This window comes from Cellulomonas sp. NTE-D12 (genome assembly GCF_027923705.1).
Lineage (GTDB): Bacteria > Actinomycetota > Actinomycetes > Actinomycetales > Cellulomonadaceae > Cellulomonas.
The window spans coordinates 3,156,977-3,172,564 of sequence record NZ_AP026442.1; the positions used below are offsets into that span (position 1 = coordinate 3,156,977).

The 15,588-nt window shown below is 73.6% G+C and carries 18 protein-coding genes; 1 reads left to right on the top strand and 17 read right to left on the bottom strand.

What is annotated here, in order from left to right; translation table 11 throughout:
* Positions 1–91: 91 nt before the first annotated feature.
* From QMF98_RS14605 to QMF98_RS14685, 17 genes are all read right to left on the bottom strand, one after another.
* Positions 92–733, bottom strand: a complete 642-nt coding sequence (locus tag QMF98_RS14605; protein WP_337973662.1) for a M15 family metallopeptidase — start codon at positions 731–733, stop codon at positions 92–94.
* Between the two features lie 8 nt (positions 734–741).
* Complete coding sequence (locus tag QMF98_RS14610) at positions 742–1,941, bottom strand: flagellar hook protein FlgE (protein WP_337973663.1); 1,200 nt, start codon at positions 1,939–1,941, stop codon at positions 742–744.
* A 26-nt stretch (positions 1,942–1,967) separates the two neighbouring features.
* Positions 1,968–2,426 carry a flagellar hook assembly protein FlgD gene (locus QMF98_RS14615; protein ID WP_337973664.1) on the bottom strand — a complete coding sequence of 153 codons (459 nt, stop codon included), beginning with the start codon at positions 2,424–2,426 and terminating at the stop codon, positions 1,968–1,970.
* A gap of 50 nt (positions 2,427–2,476) precedes the next feature.
* Positions 2,477–4,003, bottom strand: coding sequence for a flagellar hook-length control protein FliK (locus tag QMF98_RS14620; RefSeq protein WP_337973665.1), 1,527 nt, complete (start codon positions 4,001–4,003; stop codon positions 2,477–2,479).
* Positions 4,000–4,446: a flagellar FliJ family protein gene (locus QMF98_RS14625; RefSeq protein ID WP_337973666.1), complete on the bottom strand. Its 447-nt coding sequence runs from the start codon at positions 4,444–4,446 to the stop codon at positions 4,000–4,002. The genes QMF98_RS14620 and QMF98_RS14625 overlap by 4 nt, the downstream gene beginning before the upstream one ends.
* Positions 4,443–5,792, bottom strand: a complete 1,350-nt coding sequence (locus QMF98_RS14630) for a FliI/YscN family ATPase (protein WP_337973667.1) — start codon at positions 5,790–5,792, stop codon at positions 4,443–4,445. The genes QMF98_RS14625 and QMF98_RS14630 overlap by 4 nt, the downstream gene beginning before the upstream one ends.
* A complete protein-coding gene (locus tag QMF98_RS14635; protein ID WP_337973668.1) occupies positions 5,789–6,406 on the bottom strand; it encodes a FliH/SctL family protein in 618 nt (205 codons plus the stop codon). The genes QMF98_RS14630 and QMF98_RS14635 overlap by 4 nt, the downstream gene beginning before the upstream one ends.
* Positions 6,399–7,403, bottom strand: a complete 1,005-nt coding sequence (gene fliG, locus QMF98_RS14640; RefSeq protein ID WP_337973669.1) for a flagellar motor switch protein FliG — start codon at positions 7,401–7,403, stop codon at positions 6,399–6,401. The genes QMF98_RS14635 and fliG overlap by 8 nt, the downstream gene beginning before the upstream one ends.
* Positions 7,400–9,016 carry a flagellar basal-body MS-ring/collar protein FliF gene (fliF, locus tag QMF98_RS14645; protein WP_337973670.1) on the bottom strand — a complete coding sequence of 539 codons (1,617 nt, stop codon included), beginning with the start codon at positions 9,014–9,016 and terminating at the stop codon, positions 7,400–7,402. Before fliF ends, fliG begins: the two co-directional genes overlap by 4 nt.
* Entirely contained in the window at positions 9,016–9,357 is a 342-nt protein-coding gene (gene fliE / locus QMF98_RS14650) for a flagellar hook-basal body complex protein FliE (protein WP_337973671.1), read from the bottom strand. The genes fliF and fliE overlap by 1 nt, the downstream gene beginning before the upstream one ends.
* A 2-nt stretch (positions 9,358–9,359) precedes the next feature.
* Complete coding sequence (locus tag QMF98_RS14655) at positions 9,360–9,755, bottom strand: flagellar basal body rod protein FlgC (RefSeq protein ID WP_263732462.1); 396 nt, start codon at positions 9,753–9,755, stop codon at positions 9,360–9,362.
* On the bottom strand, positions 9,755–10,102 hold the full coding sequence (locus QMF98_RS14660) for a flagellar basal body rod protein FlgB (protein ID WP_291758201.1): 348 nt from the start codon (positions 10,100–10,102) through the stop codon (positions 9,755–9,757). Before QMF98_RS14660 ends, QMF98_RS14655 begins: the two co-directional genes overlap by 1 nt.
* 175 nt (positions 10,103–10,277) lie before the next feature.
* The gene (locus tag QMF98_RS14665; protein WP_337973672.1) at positions 10,278–10,604 is read right to left on the bottom strand and encodes a hypothetical protein; all 327 of its coding nucleotides are present in this window, start codon (positions 10,602–10,604) and stop codon (positions 10,278–10,280) included.
* Complete coding sequence (gene fliS, locus QMF98_RS14670) at positions 10,601–11,026, bottom strand: flagellar export chaperone FliS (protein WP_337973673.1); 426 nt, start codon at positions 11,024–11,026, stop codon at positions 10,601–10,603. The genes QMF98_RS14665 and fliS overlap by 4 nt, the downstream gene beginning before the upstream one ends.
* Before the next feature lie 19 nt (positions 11,027–11,045).
* Positions 11,046–12,431 carry a flagellar filament capping protein FliD gene (gene fliD, locus QMF98_RS14675; RefSeq protein ID WP_337973674.1) on the bottom strand — a complete coding sequence of 462 codons (1,386 nt, stop codon included), beginning with the start codon at positions 12,429–12,431 and terminating at the stop codon, positions 11,046–11,048.
* Between the two features lie 138 nt (positions 12,432–12,569).
* Positions 12,570–13,730 (bottom strand): flagellin N-terminal helical domain-containing protein, encoded by a 1,161-nt coding sequence (locus tag QMF98_RS14680; protein WP_337973675.1) that lies wholly within the window; start codon positions 13,728–13,730, stop codon positions 12,570–12,572.
* A 134-nt stretch (positions 13,731–13,864) separates the two neighbouring features.
* Complete coding sequence (locus QMF98_RS14685) at positions 13,865–14,725, bottom strand: sigma-70 family RNA polymerase sigma factor (RefSeq protein ID WP_337973676.1); 861 nt, start codon at positions 14,723–14,725, stop codon at positions 13,865–13,867.
* A 376-nt stretch (positions 14,726–15,101) separates the two neighbouring features.
* Between QMF98_RS14685 and flgN the strand changes: the two genes are divergently transcribed.
* Positions 15,102–15,587: a flagellar export chaperone FlgN gene (gene flgN, locus QMF98_RS14690; protein WP_337973677.1), complete on the top strand. Its 486-nt coding sequence runs from the start codon at positions 15,102–15,104 to the stop codon at positions 15,585–15,587.
* Position 15,588: the final 1 nt, after the last annotated feature.

The following is a 15,588-nucleotide window of genomic DNA, read 5'->3' on the forward strand; positions in this document are numbered from 1 at the left end:
CCCTGGTCCCTGCATGCGGCTGGATGCCGTTGAGCCCGTCCGTGGGCTCGTTGCCTTCCCGATCGGCCGTGCGCGCTGCCTGCTGAGGACTTCAGCCCGCCGGGTGGTAGGCCCAGTGCCAGCTCTCGCCGGGCACGTCGGCCTGGAAGCCGCACGACGGCGCGTTGCGCTGCATCCACGCCTGGGCGGCGCCGTTCAGCTGCAGGTCGGCGGCGATGCCCCAGCCGTGCTCGCTGGTGCCGGGCTTGGCCGCGAGACCGCCCTGCGAGTACAGGCCCTTGCTGGCGGCCAGCTGCACCTGCTCGTCGTACGGCCGGTACGTCTCGGTGATGCCGACGGTCACGCCGTCGGCCTTGGCGGCCGCGATCAGCTTGGTCATCGCGGCGGCGGCCGGCGCCCACATCTTCTTGCCGGTGTCGCCGACCGGCGCGAGGGCCGAGTCGGGGATGCGGCCGTTGCCGTAGGCCGCGAGATCGGTCGGGACGCGGTTGGCGCCGAGCGTCCCGGCCGCCGTCGTGGCGGTGGCCGACGAGAGCGACGACGTGGCCGACGACGACGAGCTCCTCGCCAGCTCCTGCGCCAGCACGTCGTCGAACGCCGCGCCCCTGGCCGCCCCGGCCGCCGTGGCCGCCGGGCGCGAGGCCAGGGCGACACCGGCGACCGGGCCGGACACCAGGGACTGCAGCTGCAGCACCCGGGCGGAGATCTGGGAGATCTGCGAGAGACCGTCCATCAGCCGGCTCAGCGCTTGAGGTTGACGAGCTCCTGCAGGACCTCGTCGGACGTGGTGATGACGCGCGAGTTCGCCTGGAAGCCGCGCTGGGCGACGATCAGGTTGGTGAACTCGCTGGACAGGTCGACGTTGGACATCTCCAGCGCGCCGCCGGCGAGCGTGCCGCGACCGCCGGTGCCGGGGGCGCCGAGCTGCGGGTTGCCCGAGTTCACCGTCGTCTGGAACAGCGATCCGCCGGACTTCTCCAGGCCCGCCGGGTTGGTGAACGACGCGAGCGCGATGCGGCCGATCACCTGCTTGAGGCCGTTGCTGAAGGCGCCGGTGATGGTGCCGTCGCTGCCGAGCGAGAACGACTGCAGCGTGCCGGCCGCCTGGCCGTCCTGCTTGGTGGCCGCGACGGTGTCCAGGCCGGCGAAGCCGGTGATCTTGGAGATGTCGACGGTGATGCCGCCCACCGTCAGCGTGCCGGCCGACGTCAGCTTGCCCGTGCCGTCGAACGTCAGCGGGCCGTAGGCGGTGCTGGCCGCGCCGTCGTTGCCGGTCAGGTTCCACGTGGTGACGCCCGCAGCCGTGGTGCTGGCCTGGAACGTCAGGTTGAGCTGGGTCTCGTTGCCGGTCGAGTCGTAGACGCCGATCGCACGGGTGATCGTGGTGCCGTCCGGCGCGGACTGCTCCAGGTTGCCCTCGTACGTCGCGCTCTTGGTGGCGATCGCCGCCATCAGCGTGCCGGCGGGCACCCGCAGGTCCGTCAGCGGCCCGTTGGTGTCGATCACGCCGTTGGTGGCGGCCCAGCCCTGCACCAGGGCACCCTCGCCCGGCAGCACCATCTGACCGGTGGAGTCGAAGTCGAACGACCCGGCGCGCGTGTAGTACGTGTCGGCGCCCTTGCGGACGGCGAAGAACCCGTCGCCCTGGATCATCATGTCGGTGCTGCGGCCGGTCAGCTGCGAGGCCCCCTGCGAGAAGCTCGTCGTGATGCCGGCCACCCGCACGCCCAGGCCCACCTGGGCGGGGTTGGTGCCGCCGACGCCCGCGCCGGGCTGGGCGCCGCCCGCGTTGGACACCAGCTGGCTGAGCGTGTCCTGGAACTGGATCTGCGAGCTCTTGAAGCCCGTGGTGTTGACGTTGGCGATGTTGTTGCCGGTGACGTCGAGCATCGTCTGGTGGCTGCGCAGACCGCTGATGCCGGAGAAGAGCGAGCGAAGCATGGTGGTGTCCCTTCGGGTGGAGCGGGTCAGGCGCTGGCGGAGGTGCCGGCTGTGGTGCCGGCCGTGCTGGACGGGGTGACGGTGCGGACCTCGTCGAGGCCGACGTCGGTGGTGCCGACCCGCAGGGTGGGCACGGTGGAGGTGTAGGAGACGGCGGAGACCTGGCCGTGCTGCTCGGTCCCGTTGGCGTCGTTCCAGGTCACCTGGCGGCCGACGAGCGTGGCCGCGGCGACGCGCATCTGCAGCGCGAACTCGTTCTGCGACGTGGTGGTGAGCTCGGTGAGGCTCTGCATCGTCGACATCTGGGTGGTCTGCGTCATCATCGCCGAGGTGTCCATCGGCGAGCTGGGGTCCTGGTTCTTCAGCTGGGCGATCAGCAGCTGCATGAATGCCTTGCTGTCCAGCTGGGTCTTGTCCTTCGGTGCCGAGGCGCCCGCCGTGGCGGCCGTCCGGTCGGACGTGAGGTACGAGACGTCGATGCTCATGCGGGTCTCCGTGGTGGGCTGAGGGTCGGCCGGGCCGGTGGGTGGTGGGGTCAGACGAGGAGGTCGAGGCCTCCGGGTCGGACCCCGGCGGCGCCGGGCGCCGGTCCGCGCTGGGTGGCCGGGGTGCCGGTCCACGGTCCGGTGCGGTCGTCCGCCGGCCGGGCCGGTGCGCCCTGGTCGCCCGAGCGGCTGTCGGGCTGGCCGCCGGACGGGCTGCCGGACTGGCCGGCCGCGGGGCCGCCCGTCCCCTGGCGGCCGCTCCCCTGGCCGGGGCCGGAGCTCCCGGCGTCGACCGTGATGCCGGCGGCGGAGAGGTCCTTGCGCAGGTCGGCCAGCGCACCGCGGAGCGCGTCCTTCGCCGCGTCGGTCGCCCCCGCGAGCTCCACCCGGACGGACTGGGCGGTGATGTGGGCGACCACCCGGACGGCGCCGAGGTTCTCGGGGTCCAGCGGGACCGACAGCACGTGGTGACCGGCGGCCAGGCCGGTCAGCGAGCGCAGCCGGGCGCCGAGCTGGTCCGCGACGGGCAGCGGCGTCGTGGGCGTCGCCTGCGCGGCGGCCGTGGCGGCCGCCGCGGGTGCGGAGGTGGTCGGCGCGGAGGTGGTCGGGGCGGAGGGGGCGGTGAGCGGCACGGCGGCCTGCGCGGCGGCGGCGCCGGTGGCGTCCACCCGCACGGGGGCGTCGGGGACGGCAGCCGCCGGCTGGGTCGCGGCGCCGACGGGCGCGGTGGCGGTCGCAGCGGGGGCGTCCGGTGCACGGTGGTCGGCGGCGGTCCGGGTGCCGCTCGTGCCGGCTGCCGCCGGACTCGGCGTCGCGGTGACCGCAGCGGCGGTGGTCCCGGTGGCGAGGGTCCGCGGTTCCGCGCCGGCGCGGCCGGGCTGACCGGAGGCGGCCTCGGCTCCCGTCGCGAGGGTGGTGGTGGTGGGCGTGCCGGCCGCCGGTGCGCCCGCAGTCACCGCTGCACCGGCCCCGACGGCGGTCGCACCGGCGACAGCGGATCCGGGCGGTACTGGGGCAGCGGCGGACGCCGCCGTCGTCGGCTGCCCCGCCGCCGCGACTGCCGTCGTGGCCGCGGCCGTGGTCGTGGTCACCGCTGCACCGGCCGCGGCGAGCTGGGCGGCCGTCTGCGGGGTGCCGCCCTGGAGGGCGGTGCCCTGCACGGCGGTGCCCTGAGTCGCCGCACCCTGCGCGGTGGTCGAGGTCGCCGTGCTGGCGGACCCGGCCGACGACGAGGTCGCGGCCGACGAGCCCGCTGCCGCGGCATCCCCCGGTCCACCCGTCGTCGTCGCGTCGCTCCCCGACGCCGCACGCGTGCCCCTGCCGGCCGGCCGGTCCCGGCGGTCCACCGCCCGGTCGGCACCTGGGTCCGCCACCCGCTCGGGGCTGTGGTCGGGCCGGGCGTCGCTGCTGCGGTCGGCACGGTCCGCACGGTCGGCCCCGAGCGACGGCACGCTGCGTGCCGTGCTCGCCAGGTGCGCGGCCAGCAGGTCGTCAAACCCGCTGCCGCTGGTCTGCGCAGCCGCGTACCGGGCCGGCCGCACCGCCGGGGCGGTCGGCGTGACCGTCGTCGTGCTCATGCCTCGGTCCCCTCGTCGTCGCGTCCGGGGACGCCGCCGTCCGTGCGACGGCGGGCCGCCGCCTCGTCCAGCACGTGCTGCTCGGCCCGGCCCTCGGCCAGGCGCTCGCGCTCCTCGTGGTGCTCCGCCAGCCTCTCGACGGCCCGCAGGTCCCGCCGCGCGGCCGACCAGGCCTCGCGGCGCTCGTCCGCGGCGCGGTCCGCCTCGGCCGCCTCGGCCGAGCGCTCGGCGAGCAGGCTGGACAGCGCCAGCCGGGACGCGATGGTGGCGTGGAACAGGACCTGGTCCACGGGCTCGCCGGTCGCGGCCAGCCGCTGCAGGGTGTCGTCGGCCGCGGCCCGCCGCTCGCGCCGGCGCCGCTCGGCCTGACCCAGCTCTGCGGCGGCCGTCTCCTCGCGGAACGTGCGCACGCGCAGCAGCCCGCCCAGCCCGAACACGCTCACGCCGCGCCCCCGTCCATCGCGCCGACCAGGGCGGACAGCCGCTGCCACGACTGCTCCGCCGGTGCACGCTCCGCCATGTCCTGGCACAGGAACGCCTCGATCGCGTCGGCGTGGGCCAGCGCGGTGTCCACCTGCCGGTTGGAGCCCGGCACGTAGGCACCCACGTCGATCAGGTCCTGCGCCTGGGACCGAGCCGCCAGCACGCTGCGCAGCCGCTGAGCCGCGGCCCGCTGCTCACGGGACGTCACGCGGTTGGCCAACCGGCTGATCGATGCGAGCGCATCGACCGACGGGAAGTGACCGGCCACCGCCAGGCGGCGCTCCAGCACCACGTGCCCGTCGAGGATCGACCGGGCGGCGTCCGCCACCGGCTCGTTGTGGTCGTCGCCGTCCACCAGCACCGTGTACAGGCCGGTGACCGAGCCCCGGGGGCCGGTGCCGGCGCGCTCCAGCAGCCGGGCGAGCATGGCAAAGGTGCTGGGCGGGTAGCCGCGGGTCGCCGGGGGCTCGCCGACGGACAGCCCCACCTCGCGCTGAGCCATCGCGACGCGGGTGAGGGAGTCCATCATCAGCACCACGTGCCGGCCCTCGTCGCGCAGCTGCTCGGCGATGCGGGTCGCCAGGAACGCCGACCGCAGCCGCACCAGCGGCGGCTCGTCGGACGTCGCCACCACCACCACGGACCGCGCCAGCCCCTCGGGGCCCAGGTCGTCCTCGAGGAACTCGCGCACCTCACGGCCGCGCTCCCCCACCAGGGCGATCACCGAGACCTCCGCCTCGGTGCCCCGGGCGATCATGGACAGCAGGCTCGACTTGCCGACGCCGGACCCGGCGAACAGCCCCAGCCGCTGCCCGCGGCCGACGCTCACCAGCGTGTCGAGCACCCGGACGCCCAGGTCGAGCGGGGTGTCCACGCGGGCCCGCTCCAGCGGGTGGGGCGCGGCGTGCTCCACCGGCAGCCAGCCGTCGGCCTGCAGCGGTCCGCGTCCGTCGATCGGCCGGCCGAGCCCGTCGAGCACGCGACCCAGCAGCCCGCGCCCGACCGGCGCGCACAGCGTGCCGCCCGTCGACCGCGCCGGCAGCCCGGCACGCAGCCCGTCGGCGGGGCCCAGCGGCAGGCACCGCACGGCGCCGGCGGCCGTGGCGACCACCTCCGCGGGGATCGCGTCGGCACCGTCGCCGATGCGCAGCAGCCCGCCCACCGGCGCATCCAGCCCGGACACCTCGACGGACAGGCCGACGACGGACCGCACGGTGCCCACCCGCTCGGGCCGGGCGGCGGTCAGCACGCGCCCCCAGGTGGGCACGACGGCGGCGTCCGGCCGCACGGTCTCCAGCAGGCTCATGCCGCACCCCCGGACGCCAGCGCCGCCCGCGCCCGGTCCAGCGCCGTGCCGATCCGCGCGTCCAGCCAGCCGTCCGGCAGGTCGGCCACAGCGTCGCCGCGCGCCAGCGAGGGGTCGGCCACCAGCCGGGCACCGTCCGGCAGCTCGGGGTCGGAGCCGAGGGCGCGCACGTCGTCCGGGTTCAGCCGCACCACCACGGGCTCGACGTCGGCGGCCGCGACCCGGGCCAGCGCCGCCACGGCGCCGGTGGCCCCGTCGGACAGCTCGACGCCCAGCACCGCCTCGGCCAGCTCCAGCGCGCAGCGCAGCAGGGTCGCCTCGGCCTCGGCCAGCACGGGAGCAGTCCGGGACTGCGCTCCCCGGGTCGCCGCAGCCAGCGCCGCGAGCGCCGCCGCGTGCTCGGCGGTGCGCCGGTGCTCGTCGGCGAGCCGGCGCTGGTCGGCCACCGCCTGGGTCCGCGCGGCGGCCCGGGCGGCAGCCCGTGCCGCCGCGGCGAACCCCGCCGCGAAGCCGGCCGCGTGCGCACCGTCGCCGGACCGCTGCGTGGGCACCCCGGTGGTCCCCGGCGCGTCCAGCGCGGGGAAGGCGACGGTGACCACGTCGCGGTCAGGCAACGTACTCGTCCTCGGCGTCGCGGCGGATGGTGATCTGCCCGCTCTCCTCGAGTCGGCGGATCACCTGCACGATGCCCGCGCGGGCGTCCTCCACCTGCGACATGCGGACCGGACCGAGCAGCTCGATCTCCTCGAGCAGGTTCTCGCGCGCCCGCTCGGACAGGTTGCGCAGCACGGTGTCGCGCACCTCCGGGCCGGAGCCCTTCAGCGCCAGCGCCAGCGCGGGGACCTCGACGCCGCGCAGCACCAGCTGCATCGCGCGGTCCTCGAGCAGCACGATGTCCGTGAACACGAACATCCGGCTGCGGACCTCCTCCGCCAGCGCCTCGTCGCGCGCCGCGAGCCCCTCGAGGATCGCCTTCTCGGTGCCGGGGTCGGCCCGGTTGATGATCTCGACCAGCGGCTGCACGCCGCCGACGGCCGCGAGCTCCCGCGGCGCCAGCACGGCGGACGCCTTGCGCTGCAGGCTCTCGGCCACCACGGCCACCACGTCAGGAGAGGCCCGCTCCATCAGCGCGATCCGGTGCGCGACGTCCGCCTGCTCGGCGCCGGGCAGGCCGGCCAGGATCGCCGACGCGTGCTCGGGACGCAGGTGCGCCAGCACCAGGGCGACGGTCTGCGGGTGCTCACCGGACAGCAGCGACACCACCTGCCGGGCGTCGGCCTGCTGCAGGAACTCGAACGGCTGACCCGCCAGCGTCGTCTGCAGCCGCTCCATCATCCCGGCGGCCCGCTCGGTGCCGAGCGACGCCTCGAGCAGCCGCTGCGCCAGCCCCATGCCGCCGCCGAACGACGGTCCGGTGTTGGTCGCCTCCCAGAACTCGTCGAGCACCTCGCCGGCGACCTCGGGGTCGATCCGCTCCAGGTGCAGGATCTCGGCGGTCAGCTCCTCGATCTCCTGCTCGCTGAGCTGGGACAGCACCCGGGCGGCACGGTCCTTGCCCAGCTGGAGCAGCAGCGTCGCGGCCTTCTGCGGCCCGGTCAGCCCGAGGCTCATCGCCGCCGCCCGGAGGACGGTGCGGCCAGCCAGCCGCGCAGCAGCTCGGCGACCTCGGCGGGCTGCGCGTCCGCCATCGCCTCGACCTCTTCACGGCGCACGGCGCGCGGGTCCGGCAGCAGCGGCGACGGCCCCGGGGGCAGCACCGGGTGCAGGCCGGCGCCGTCGATGCCGTCCGGCAGGTCGAAGCCCTCGTCCACCGCGGTGAGCGACCCGAGGTCGAGCGCCTCGCGACGGGCCCGGCGGGACCGGCGCATGCCCAGCACCACCAGGAAGATCACCAGCAGCAGCACGGCCCCGGCGATCGCGGCCTGCTTGATCATCGACTGCTTCTTCTCGGCCGCCGTCGCCGCGTCCGCCTTGGCCAGGGCCGTCGCGGCGTTCTGCGCCGACGTGGTGTCGAAGGCCATCCGCTGCACCGAGATGGTGTCGCCGCGGGTGGGGTCGATGCCGGCGGCGGCCGAGATCGCCTGGGTCAGAGCGGTCATGTCCAGCCCGCCGCCCGCCTTGGCGTCGACGGCGACGGACACCGACTGCCGCTGCACGCCGCCCGGCGGGGTGGTGACCACCTGGGTGCTCTTGTTCACCGAGTTGGTCACGTCCGTGCTGGTGGAGGTGTAGCTGCCGGTGCCGGTGCCCGCGGTGCTGGACCCGGACGGCACGGCGATGTTGTCGGGACCGAGCACACCGGCCGCACCGGCACCGCCGGCGCCGCTGTACTGCTCCGTCTTGGTGGACGAGGCCAGCGGTGGTGTGGTCGGCGTGGCGGAGAAGGTCTCGGTGGTGGTCTGGCTGGACGACGTGCCCAGCTGCGCGGTGACCGTCACGGCGGAGTTCCCGGCGCCGACCAGCGGGTCGAGGATGCGCTGCACGGCCTGCTGCACGCGGGCCTCGTAGTCGGTGGTGGCGCCGGACGACATCGGGCCGCTGGTGGTCCCGGTGCCGACGGCGGACAGCACCTTGCCGGACGCGTCGATCACCGCGACGTCGGTGGGCGTCATGCCCTGGATGCCGGCGGACACCAGATGGACGATCGCCTGCACCTGGTCGTTGCTCAGCGTCGCGCCCGTGCGGGTGCGGACGAACACCGAGGCGGTCGGGTCCTTCTTCTTCTCGACGAAGACGGAGTCGTCCGGGATCGCCAGCTGCACGGTGGCCTGGTCGACGCCGTCGATCGCGCCGACCGTCTTGGCGAGCTCGCCCTCGAGCGCGCGCTGGTAGGTGGTCTTCTGCTGGAACTCCGACGCGGTGACCGGCATCGAGTCGAGCAGGGAGTACCCGGCACCGCTCTTGTTGGCCGGCAGGCCGGCCGCCGCCATCGCGATGCGCTCGGCGTACAGCTTGTCCTGCGGCACCAGGATCGTGGAGCCGCCGTCGGCCAGCTGGTACTTGACGCCCTTGGAGCCGAGCTGGTCGACGATCGCGCTGGCGTCCGCCCCGGACAGGCCGCTGAACAGCGGGCCCATGGTCGGCTTGGTCAGGTAGCTGGACAGCGCCACGCCACCGAGCACCAGGGCGGCCACGGCCAGCACCGCGAAGGTGCGCTGGGCGAGGGAGAACTGCCGCACCGCCGCCTGGAGGCGGGCGATGACGGACTGCAGCGGCGCGGGCATCAGGCCTGCATCCGCATGATCTCGTTGAACGCGTCGACCGCCTTGTTGCGGACCGCCGCGGTCAGCTCCATCGCCAGGTTCGCCTCGGAGGCGGCGATCGTGTAGTCGTGCACGTCGGTGAGGTCACCGGTGACGGCCTTGACCGAGAGGTCCTGCGCGGTGGACTGCAGCTGCTGCAGCCGGTCGACGCCGGACAGCACGTTCGCGAAGCCCGCTCCGGACGTGGCGGCGGTTCCCGCGGTCGAACCGGCGGCCGTCGTGGCGGTGGTCGGGGCGACCGACGCGAGGGCGGTCAGGGCAGGGCTCGCGGCGCCGACTGCGCCGATCGCGGAGACGCTCATGGTCACTTCCCGATCTGGAGAGCGGCCTGGTAGGCCTCGGTCGCGCGTTCGATCACGGCGGCGTTCGCCTGGTAGCCGCGCTGGGCGATGATCAGCTGGGTCATCTGGCTGGCGGTGTCGATCTCCGGGTACCGCACGTTGCCCTGGGCGTCGGCCAGCGGGTTGCCGGGCTCGTAGACCACCCGGCCGGTGGTGTCGCCGGAGAGCACGGCCCCGGCGACGGCGACGCCACCCTCGCCACCCATCTCCTGGGCCACCACGTACCGGGCCTGGAACGCCGACTGGGAGGTGCTGGTCGCGTCGTTGACGTTGGCCAGGTTGTCGCTGACCGCGTCGAGCCACTTGCGGTGCACCGTCAGGCCGGAGCCGGCGATGCCGAGGGCGCCGAAGATGGTCATCAGGCGGTCCGCATCGCGGCGCGCACGTCGGACAGCTGGCTGGACACGGCCTGCGACGCGAGCTGGAAGCGCAGGTTGGTGTCGATGTTCAGCACGGTCTCGGTGTCGAGGTTGACGTTGTTGCCGTCGGTGCGGGTCGGCTCGAGCGACCGCGACTCGGTGGCGGTGACCGCACCGGAGCCCTGGGAGACGGCGGCGCTGAGCGCCTGCTCGAACGACACCCGTCGGGCCGTGTACCCCGGGGTGTTGATGTTGGCGACGTTGTCCGCGATCGCACGCTGACGCAGCGCGAGCCCGTCCAACGCACTGTGCAGCGCGACATAGCTCACCGAGTCGAACAGACCCATGGCCGTGCACACCTCATCGACGAGTACGAGAGGCCGATCCGTGGCCAGAGGGTCGAGCGATCCGTGCTCAGCCCTGTCGATCGGCAGGGCTGATGAGGTGCTGAGGAGTTCTGCAGAAGCCGTCTGATCAGGTGCGATACGTCCGGTTCGGCGGTTCGGGCCCTAGGGCGCGCCGTCAGCCGTCGATGTCGACGTACACCGGCCGCCGCTCGGCGACGGTGCCGAGCACGGCGCGGGTGGCGGCCAGCTGCCGCCGCGACCGCACGACCGCCTCCGAGACGGCCTTCGCCACCTCGAGCTGACGGTCGCGCAGCGTGCGCGCCCGCTCCTCCAGGCTGGCCGGCAGCGGGCCCAGGTCCACCGGCGGCCGCCACGTGCGCACCGCCGGCGCCATGCCTCCCCCGGTGCCGTGCGCCGCGGCGAGCAGCAGCTCCGCGGCGGCGACGTCCAGCTCCAGTGCGTCGAGCGCCTGCTCCCAGGCGTCCGACCACCCGGTGGTCATGCGACGCCGAGCAGCCCGGTGGCCGCGACGGGCTCGGCCGTGGGGCGGTCGGCCCCGGCGAGCGCGTCGGCCGCCTCGTGCCAGGCCTCGGCCAGCGGGGCGACCACGCCGCGGCAGGCCTCGACGCGGGCGGCGTCGCCGGTGGTGCCGGCGGTCAGCAGCTCGTTGAGCACCCAGCCGTACAGCGACATCAGGCGGTTGCCGCCCTCCCACGCCGAGACGTCCAGCGTGGCGATCAGCTCGCACACGATGTCCTGAGCGTGCGCCAGGTGGGTGCCGGCACCGCCGCGGTCACCGGTCTCCAGCGCGGACGTGGCGCGGTGCAGGTCCAGCAGCAGCCGGTCGTACAGCAGTGTCAGCAGCCGGGCCGGCGAGGCCGTGGCGACGGAGTCCGCCAGGTAGCGGGCGCGCAGGTCGGACATCAGAAGTCCTCCGGTGGGGTCAGTTCGACGACGAGCTGGACGAGCCGCTGAGCGACCCGAGCTGGCTGGCCAGCCAGCTCGACTGCGACTTGAGGTTGGAGAGCGTCACCTCGAGGTTCGAGTACGTCGTCTGCAGGCTCTCCCGGCGCAGCTGCAGGGTGACGTCCCACTGGCTGATCTGGTCGCCGAGGTCCTTGACCACGCCCTGCTGGGCGGTGATCTCGGCGGTCAGGCTGCCGCTGGTCGGGTCCGAGGTCGACGTGGTGACCGCGGCGACGCGGGCGGCCAGACCGGAGACGACGTCCTGCACCTTCTGCGGGTCGGCGGCGAGCGCCGCGCTGTAGGCCGCCTGGTCGAACGCGAAGGTGCCGTCGCGCTGGATCGAGATGCCGACGGTCGACGGGGAGACGCCGTTGACCGGGTACGACGCGGCCGCGGTCAGCTGCTGCTGCAGCGTGCTGACGGACGAGTCCATGCCGAGGACCCCGGGCGTCACCACGGTGCCACCCGTGGTCGGGTCGGTGGTGGTCGTCGAGCTGGTCCGGCTGGAGATCTCCCCCAGCACCAGGTTCAGCTGGCTGACCAGGTTGGAGCCGAGCGTGCTCAGCGCGGCGGTGTCCCGGCCGAGGGTCAGCGTCACCGGGTTGGTCTCGACGGCGCTGGTGGTGATCGACACCCCGGTCAGCACGTTGCTGAACGTGTTGGTGGTCGAGGTGAACGTCTGCGCGGCCGACGTCCCCGGCCACAGGGTCAGCTGGGCGTCCTGCGCGGTGGTCAGCGAGGTGAGCGACTTCGACGTCGCCGTCCCGGCGGTCACGTCGGCGGGGCTGCCCTGGTACAGCTGGAAGGCGTTGGCGGCGCCGGTCTGCTTGGCCGAGAGCTGCAGGCGGTAGCCGCCGGTCACCTGCACGGCGACAGGGGAGACGCCGGCGTTCGAGTTGGTGATCGCGCTCGCCAGGCCGGTGACGCTGGTGATGCCGGTGGTGTCGATCTGCGTGGACCCGGCGGCGGAGGTCAGGGTCAGGGAGTTGCCGCTGCCGGTGAAGGACGGGACATCGGTGAAGACGTCGGTCAGCGACACCTGCCGCTGCGCCAGCTTGTCGACGGTGAAGCTCACCTGGGTCGGCGAGGCACTGGTCGAGGCCGTCGCCGTGACGGAGGTGGCCGACGAGGTCGCGGTCAGCGCGGCCCAGGACGTGGCGGTCGAGGCGGCCGTCGCGGCGGTGCCGAGCGAGGCCACCTTCGTGTTCAACGACTGCAGCGCGGCGATGAGCGTCTGGGTGTCGGACTGCTTCGTCTTGAGCAGGGTCTGCGGACCCGACTCGACGGACATCAGCTGGTTGATCAGGTCGGTCGTGTTCAGACCGCTGACCAGGCCGTCGATGCCCATGCTGCTGGTCGCCACGAGATCCGCCCTTGCTGCCGTCGAGAGTGGTTCAGACGGCACCGGCGGCGCGGGAAGGAGCCCGTCGCCGCCGGTGCCGGGTGCGGGCGCCGCAGGGGCGCTCGCGTCTGGTGACCGTCAGCCGGTCACCGGGGTAGCTCAGCCGAGGAGCTTGAGCACGCTCTGCGGCAGCTGGTTCGCCTGGGCGAGCATCGAGGTGCCGGCCTGGGACAGGATCTGGGCCCGGGTGAACGAGACCATCTCCGACGCCATGTCGGTGTCACGGATGCGGGACTCCGACGCGGACAGGTTCTCGACCGCCACGTTGAGGTTCTTCACCGTGTGGTCGAAGCGGTTCTGCACGGCACCGAGGTTGGCGCGGACCGTGGAGACCGTGCGGATGGCGGTGTCGATCGCGGTGATCGCGAGGTCCGCACCCGACGCCTGGCTGCCCGTCAGGGTGTTGGTGGCCAGGTTCGCCGCCGTCGGAGCCGCCGCCTGGGTGAAGGTCAGGCCAGTCGCGGTGTTGGCCACCGTGAGGTAGCCGGTGCCGAAGGTGGCGTCGGCCGCCTTCTGCACGGCGGCGTTGCGGGCCGTCGCGGTGGAACCCGAGGCGAACTGCACCGTCGAGAGGTCGAGGGACTTGCCCCCCACCGAGATGGTGCCGTTGAGACCGTCGAAGCTCTCGGAGAGCGTGAAGTCCTTCGCACCGGCGACCGTGACGACACCGGCGGTGCCCGCGGCCGAGGCCGTGGTCTGCGCCACCGTGTTGCCGACGTTGGTGGTGGTGACGTCGACGCCGTCCACGCCCAGGCCCGCGGCACCCATGGAGGTGCTGACGGCGACCGAGATCGTCTCGCCGACGTTCGCACCCACCTGGAACTTGCCGTTGTACGAGCCGTCCAGCAGCTTGGTGCCGTTGAACTGCGTGGTGTCGGAGATGCGGGTCAGCTCGGACTTGAGCTGGCTCATCTCGGACTGGATGTTGCCCTTGGCGTCGGCCGACAGACCACCGGTGTTGGAGGCCTGCACGGACAGGTCGCGCATGCGCTGCAGGATCGAGGTGGACTCGTTCAGCGCACCTTCAGCGGTCTGGACGACCGAGGTGCCGTCCTGGGCGTTGCGGACGGCGACCTTCAGGCCACCGATCTGCGAGCGCAGGCCCTCGGAGATGGCCAGGCCGGCCGCGTCGTCGGCCGCACGGTTGATGCGGAAGCCCGACGACAGCTTCTCCAGCGACTTGGAGAGGTCGTTCTGGGTGTTGGAGAGGTTGTGGTACGCGTTGACTGCCGCGATGTTCTGGTTGATCGAGAGACCCATCGTTCTCTTCCTCCTGAGTTCGGGTCGAGCGGCCCATCCGTGGGCACACCCCGTTCATCGCCACCGGGGGCGCTGGTCTGAGAAGTTCTGCGCGGACTTTTCGTCGCGGTGCGCAGATCGCCTCCGCGCAGGCGTCAGGCGCCGAGCGCCCGGCTGGCGAAGGCCGTCGGCATCACGCTGCCGGTCCGCGGCGAGGGAACGCTGGCGCCGTACACGCTGGCCGGCATCGACGCACGCGCCGCGACGGCGGCGAAGTACGCCTGCCGGCGCCGCTCGGCGACGCCGCCCGGACGCTCGCCACCGCGCACCAGCCCCGGGTTCATCGACGCGTTCATGCCGTCGCGCAGCAGCCCCAGCGCCTCGGTGCGCAGCTGGCTGATCCGGGACTGGGTCACGCCGAGCTCGTCGGCGAGCTCGGCGATCGACCGGTCCTCCAGGTACAGGCCGCTGACCACGGCGCGCAGCCGCTCCGGCAGCACCTCGACGGCGGCGCGCAGCCAGTGCCGCTGCTCGGCGGCCAGCACCTGCTCCTCGGGCGTCGCGTCGTCGTCGGCGATCGAGTCGGCGATCGGTGTCTCCGACGCGTCGATGGACAGCACGCGCCGCTCGGCGTCGTGCCGGGCGACGTCCACGCCGGCGGCGTCGGTGCCGAGGGCGGAGGCGAGCTCGTCCCGGCTGGGCTCGCGGCCCAGCGTGGCGCGCAGGCGCTCGGTCACGTCGGACAGCTCACGCACCCGGCGGCGGGCGGAGCGGCTGGCCCAGTCCATCGAGCGCAGCTCGTCGAGCAGGGCGCCCTTGATGCGCAGCGAGGCGTAACGAGCGAACGGCACACCGGCTTCGGGGTCGAAGCTGCGCGCGGCGAGGACCAGGGCGAGCGAACCTGCGGAGGCCAGCTCGTCGCGCGTCACCGACGGCGGGACACGGTGCAGCAGCTCGGTGACGTGGTAGCCGACCAACGCGAGGTTGTTCACCACCAGCTCGTCGTGCGCGTTCATGGGAGAAAGGTCGTCGTTCCCACGGGGGGACTTGAACGGTTTCGCTGCAGCGGCGAGGAACGCCCGAAGGGGTCATTGCGTCGGGCGTGCAACAAATCCGGACGTATGGTCCGGCGGAAATTCGGACGTTCTCCGTCAGATCGCTCCGCTTCCCCGGGTGCGTGTGACCGACGTCACACCGCCGATTCCTACGACGTTGCACACCTGTCTCACATGCTGGTCACCATCGGTCTGGGGCTACCGCTCGGTATGCAGGTCAGGGTCGGATTGGGCCGTTCGGGTCAGATCCCGGCGGTACCGGCCGATACGTACGGCAGAGTTCACCGCGGCTTCACCCGCCGACCACCGGACCGTGCACGAGAGGAGGGCAGAGGAGATGTCGTTGACCCAGCTGTCCGACGTCCTCTGGCAGGAACGTCACCTGCTGGACCTGCTCCTGTTCAAGCTCGAGGAGGAGCAGCTGGTGCTGAGCAGCGGCCGCACCCGCTGGCTCGCCAACGCCACCCGCGAGGTGGAGGCGGTGCTGGACGAGATCCGCTCCGCCGAGATCGCGCGCGCGGTGGCCGCCGACTCCGCCGCCCGCGAGCTCGGGCTGAGCCCGGACGCCGGTCTGCGCGCCCTCGCCGACGCCGCCCCGGAGCCCTGGGACGAGCTGCTGCGCGCCCACCACGAGGCGTTCCTGTCCCTCACCGGCGAGATCAGCCGGCTGGCGGACGACAACCGCGAGCTGCTGGCCATGTCGCACCGCGCCACGCAGGAGACCCTGATGTCCCTGCAGGACTCGGTGCAGACGTACGACGGGTCCGGCCAGGCGGCCGTGCTCGCCGAGCACGGCTCCCGCGTCCTCGACCGGTCGATCTGAG